The sequence below is a fragment of the Streptococcus sp. 3.1 genome (genome assembly GCF_016648915.1).
GTDB classification, from domain to species: domain Bacteria; phylum Bacillota; class Bacilli; order Lactobacillales; family Streptococcaceae; genus Streptococcus; species Streptococcus salivarius_E.
On sequence record NZ_JACLQV010000035.1, the window covers coordinates 1 to 6,230 of the forward strand.

The 6,230-nt window shown below is 38.0% G+C and carries 2 protein-coding genes; both read left to right on the forward strand.

The features are described from left to right. The first annotated feature begins 281 nt into the window (after nucleotides 1–281). On the forward strand, nucleotides 282–3,161 hold the full coding sequence (locus H7U02_RS11140) for a glucosyl transferase (protein WP_201043376.1): 2,880 nt from the start codon (nucleotides 282–284) through the stop codon (nucleotides 3,159–3,161). A 383-nt stretch (nucleotides 3,162–3,544) separates the two neighbouring features. Continuing rightward, nucleotides 3,545–6,070 carry an N-acetylmuramoyl-L-alanine amidase family protein gene (locus tag H7U02_RS11145; protein ID WP_155198597.1) on the forward strand — a complete coding sequence of 842 codons (2,526 nt, stop codon included), beginning with the start codon at nucleotides 3,545–3,547 and terminating at the stop codon, nucleotides 6,068–6,070. Nucleotides 6,071–6,230 lie beyond the last annotated feature (160 nt).

Sequence of the window (6,230 nt, forward strand, 5' to 3'; positions counted from 1 at the left end):
ATGGGACTTTTTGTGTACACTTAAAAAGCTCTATAATCTCTACAGTGGTTTTACCCACTACAGAAATTATAGAGCCTCTTTTTCATAATCTCCTAAAATCCAGGGCATAGGTCCTGGATTTTTTTGTTTTTTAAGTTACAAGGACTGCAAAAATTGTGAATTTTACCTTGTTAGACACTTTTAAATGTAATCGTTTTCTTATTTTTGTCTAAATTTCTTATATTTTCTTGAAAGTCTCTAAAATAGCGCTATAATAGGACTTAGGAAATGGAGGAAAAATTATGAAAGTACATTCTAATTTTACCGGACAAAAGTCCACAAAACGTCTGATTGCATTCTCATGTGCAACTGCTCTTGCAAGTTTTGCCTTTATCGCAAGACCTGCCCTCGCTGAGGAAGCTAAAGCTGACAACACATCAAACCTTGATGCAACTACTGCTACCACAACCAATGTGGAAACCACAGCAGACCTCGTAGAAACTAAAGTTGTCGAAGCTCCTGCTACTACCGAAAAGGCAGCCAGCACTGAAAGCACTACAAATGTCTCAGAACAAGCCACAACTTCTGCTGCAAGCTCTGAAACTGCCAGTGAAACAGCTTCAATAACTGCAAGTGAAAGTCAATCACCTGCAGAATCAGCCTCAGGCCAAACACGCGAAACTGTAACTACAGACCGAGCTGCCAGTGAGACAGCAACAGCTAACAAAACTTCAAACGGTGAAACAAATGTCACCGGTGGTCAATACTACAGTGATAAGAATGGCTACTGGCATTACAAAGATGCTAGTGGTAAAGACCTGACTGGACCACAAACTATTGATGGCGTTAAGGTCTACTTCACTCCAGGCGGTGTTCAGGTTAAAGGGAACTTTGGCTGGGACAATCACTATTATGACAAAAACTCTGGTGCTCTTGTTACTAATAAATTCGTTAAAGAATATGGTAGAACCTATTACGTTGATGAAAATGGTAATAAAGTAATCGGACCCAAAGAAATTAATGGAGCATGGAATTATTTTGATAAACACGGGGAACTAATTACAAACAATTTTGCTCCTGATGACCGTTATTATGACAAGGACGGTAAGCAAGTGGATTTCGGAACAAACCGCTATTTCGAATTAAACGGGGAATGGTACTATGCTGGAAATGATGATGCTATTTTAAAGGGACCACAAACCATTGATGGCGTTAAGGTTTACTTCTATCAAAATGGTATTCAAGTTAAAGGGTATTTTGTTAAAGATGATACTGACAATACTGAACACTATTACGATAAAGATTCGGGTGCATTAATTACTAATAACTACGTTATTGCCTACGATAACTATACCCGCCAAAATGAACGTTACTATGTGGATAATCAGGGTTCTCGTGTAAGAGGTTCTAAAATAATAGATGGTAAACAAGTCTACTTTGAATTTAACGGAAAACAAGTCTTCGACAATTTTGGTGACGATGGCTACTTCTATGATCAGGATGGTAACCGAGTTGACCTAGGTACCAACCGTTATGTTCAAATCAAAGGTAACTGGTACTATGTGGGTAAGGATGGTGCTATTCTCAAATATGCACAAACTATTGATGGTGCTCACGTCTACTTTGGCTACAACGGTATCCAAGTTAAGGGAGACTTTGACTATAAAATGCAGTTTCACGATAAAGACTCTGGAAATCTAGTTACTAATCGTTTCGTAACAGTTAAAGACAAAACCTACTTTATTGGAGCCGATAGCAAAGCCATCAAAGGGGCAACAGTCATTGACAACATTGAATACTTCTTTGATGAGAAAACTGGAGCCCAAGTCAAAGGAAATTTCGCAACTAACGATAAATATTATGATGGAATCACTGGTGCTCTCGTAACCAATAGTTATGTCCAAGTCGACAAAGACTGGTACTACGTAGGTAATGACGGTAAACGGCTTAAAGGTTCTCAAACCATTAACAATATTCCTGTATACTTTGATTCTTATAGTGGTAAGCAAGCTAAAGGTGTCTTTAGTAATGATGGATACTTCTATGACAAAGATTCTGGGGCCAAAGTAGATTTAGGAACAAACCGCTACGTCCAGGTTAATGATAATTGGTACTACGTCAATGATGAGGGTAAAATTCTCAAGGGCGAACAAACTATTGACGCGGTAAAAGTTCATTTTGATCCATATGACGGTATACAGACTAAAGGCGGCTTCATTGATTCGAATGGACGACTAATAAACAAAAAAAAATACAATGCATACAATAAACCTAGTAAGTTCTACGATAAAGATTCCGGCGCTCTTGTAAAAGGTCAATACTTCAGCCATGATGGTAAATGGTACTATGCAGATGTGGAAGGAAATATCCTTAAAGGCTCACAAACCATTGATGGGGTACACGTTTATTTTGATGATTATGGAGTTCAAGCTAAAGGTATTATCGCTGATGGCTATTTCTATGATAAAGATTCTGGAGTTCGCCAAGATGTTCCTCGTGATCAATTTGTTAAGGTAGGAGATAAGTTGTACTACTTTGATAGCAAAGGTCAAAAAGGAAATAAAACCATTGATGGTAAGGATTATTACATACTAAATAATGGTGAAATTCTTCGAGATTCTTTCGAAATCTATGGGTCCTTTCCTTATCACGATAAAGAAACAGGGGCTGCTGTAAATAAAACTGGATTCCTTCAAGTTGGTAAGGACTGGTACTATATTGATGCTAATGGTACTAAGGCAAGGGGACTTAAAGAAATTGATGGTAAGCTTTATTTCTTCTCTAACAATCCAATGAACAAATACGAAACGCACGAACAAGTTCGTGGACAATTAGCTAGACCTTACTTTTATATTTCCTTCCCAAATAGAGCAGAAGACAACCCAACTTACTACTTCGACGCTGAAACAGGTGCTGCGGTAACCAATCAATTCGTCAATTGGAAGGACAACTGGTACTACTTCGGTAAGGATGGTAAGGCCCTCCTCTTTGATCAAGTCATCAATGGTCAACACCTCTACTTTGATTATGAAGGTAAGCAAGTGAAGGGCAATTTCGTTACAGACTACAAGGGAACTCGTTACTATGATGAAAACTCTGGTGAGCTCGTCACCAACCAAACACGTACCATCAATGGTGTGACTTATCACTTTGATGAAAATGGACGTGCGAAGCAATTTTAGAGAATGTAGGAAAGTAGACTAATTTTTTCTCAAAATATATCTATACTAAAGGAAGTTGATTTATTTCAACTTCCTTTTAAAAATCCAAGAAAATAATTTTTGTCTACTTTAAGCAAACTTTAGGATTTGATTTATATACTATAACTATCCTAAAACTTTTCTTTTTCATAATCTCCTAAATTCAGGGCTCAGGTCCTGGATTTTTTTGTTTTTTATGAATCTTGGATTTAGTAAGAACTGGCAACATCTCACTTAATATTCAAAGAAAAGCATACTTTTCTTTTTTGTCTACTCCTTTTCACATTATAAGAAAGCCTTTTCATTTTAATCTTGAAAAGGCTTTCTTATTGTCTTATAATATAAATTAAAAGGGGGTATTTATTATGGAAAAAAATGATAAGGCCAAAAAACACGCATCTAAAAAGTATCTGATTGCGTTTTCATGTGCATCTGCTCTTGCTAGTTTTGCACTTATTGCAGGAGCTGCTTTTGCGGATGAAGTAACTGCTAGTGAAACACTCAAGAATGACACGACAGCAAGTGTTACTGCCAATCTTGAAACAACAGCAGATTTAGTTGAAACAAAGGGAATTGAGGCAACTGCTTCTGCTGAAAGTTCAACAGTTGCTCCAGAGTTAGCAAGTTCGGAAAACGCTAGAGAAAGGGCTTCAGCAAGCACTAATGAAAGTCAATCACCTACTGAAACAGCCAACGTTGAAGCACACACAGCTTCAACAAGAGACAGTACCACTAGTGAAACAACTGCGACAACTCCTGTTATCAATGAGGACTTAAACGTTACAGGCGGTCAATATTACAGCGACCAAAACGGCAAATGGCATTACAGAGATGCCAATGGTAAGGATCTGACTGGACCACAAACCATAGATGGGGTTCAAGTCTATTTCGATAAAGAAAATGGCATTCAAGCTAAAGGCGTTTTTGCTAAAGACCCTAATGATGCTAAAAAACTAAATTTCTATGATAAAGATTCTGGTGCTCTTCTCAAAAATCAATTTATCGTGGCCTACAGCAACGATACGAAACAATATGAACGTTACTATCTAGATGAAGATGGAAATCCTGTGTATGGTGAGTATCGAATTAATCGTCGATCATCCTACTTTGACGATAAATTTGGGACTCAAATCATTGATCGCTTTGCTCCTAATGGACACTTTTACGATCAGGATGGTGTTTTCGTTAATTTAGGAACCAATCGTTTTGTTGAAATCAAAGGAAAATGGTACTATCTCAATGATAGAGGACAAATTATAAAGGGCAGCCATATCATTAATGGGGCTCAGCTCTATTTCGATGAAAATGGTGTTCAAATTAAAGGGAATTTTGACAAGGATAACCGCTATTATGATGAACACACTGGTAAGCTAGTAAGCAACCGATTCGTAACAGTCAACGATAAGAGCTACTTCGTTGGCGCAAAAGGTGTAGCCATGAAGGGTGCTACTCGTATTGATGGTAAAGAGTACTACTTCGATAAAAAGACCGGTGCCCAAGTGAAAGGTGGCTTCGGAGGTAATGGTAAATACTACGATGCCTCAACTGGTGCACTTGTAACCAACCGTTATGTCAATATAGATAAATATTGGTACTATGTGGATGCTGAGGGCAAACCATTAAAAGGTTCACAAACCATAAATAATGTCCCTGTCTACTTTGATTCTTATTATGGCCGACAAGTTAAAGGCGATTTTGGAGACGACGGTTACTACTATGATAAAGACTCTGGTGCGAGAATCACACTTGAAAAGAATCGTTTCCATAATATTAATAACCAGTGGTATTATGTCGGTTCAAATGGCAAAATCCTTAAAGGTGACCATGTCATCAATGGTGTTCAGGTACATTTTGATAGAATATTTGGAACACAAGCTAAAGATGGCTTTGTAGATAAAGATGGTATTAATGTTCTCTATGATAGCTTTGTTGTCTTTGGTATCCCAGTTAAGTATTATGACAAGAATACTGGTGAACTTGTTAAGGGGCGTTACTTTACAACTCGAGGTAAGTGGTTCTATGCAGATAAGCAAGGCAATATTCTAAAAGGTGCTCATACCATTGATGGTGTCCCTGTCTACTTTGACGACCACCTCGGAACACAATTCAAAAACGAAGTTAAAAATGGCCACTACTATGATAAGGATACCGGTGAACAGAAGGAAGTCCCACGGAACCAATTTGTTCGTGCTGATAATGGGCTCTTCTATTATGATAAAGATGGTAAACCACTTTCTGGTTCTCATACCATTAATGGTGTAATCTATTCGTTCTATGAAAATGGACAAGCCCGTCAAGGAACTTTTGGGCCTTCCGGTTCAGGACCTTTCTACGATGAGGTTACTGGAGCAGCAGTCAGAGAAAAAGGATTCCATCAAGTAGGTGGCGATTGGTACTATACTGATGAAAATGGTAATAAACTTCTCGGTCTTCAAGAAATCGATGGGAAACTCTATTATCTCGATAATACAGAGTCTACAAGCTTAGTTACTGGTTATCTCGCAAAAGATAAAGTGCTTAGTCCTGAGCAAAAAGAGTCTACTAGATATCCTCGGACATCTAGTAGTACTATCATCGAACCTAAAATCCACAGTTACTACTACTTCGATGCTGAAACAGGTGCTGCGGTAACTAACCAATTCGTTAATTGGAAGGGCAACTGGTACTACTTCGGTAAGGATGGTAAGGCCCTCCTCTTTGATCAAGTCATCAATGGTCAACACCTCTACTTCGATTATGAAGGTAAACAAGTGAAGGGCGATTTCGTTACAGACTACAAGGGAACTCGTTACTACGATGACAACTCTGGTGAGCTCGTCACCAACCAAACTCGTACCATCAATGGTGTGACTTATCATTTTGATGAAAATGGACGTGTGAAGCAATTGTAAAATAAGTCCGCAAATCGACTAAAATTATTCTCATTCGTCATACAGATAAACGACAAACAAAAAGTCCAAATCAAACTATTGATTTGAACTGCACCCCAAAAGTTAGACAGAAAAAATCTAACTTTTGGGGTGTTTTTATTATGAAATTGACTTATGAAGA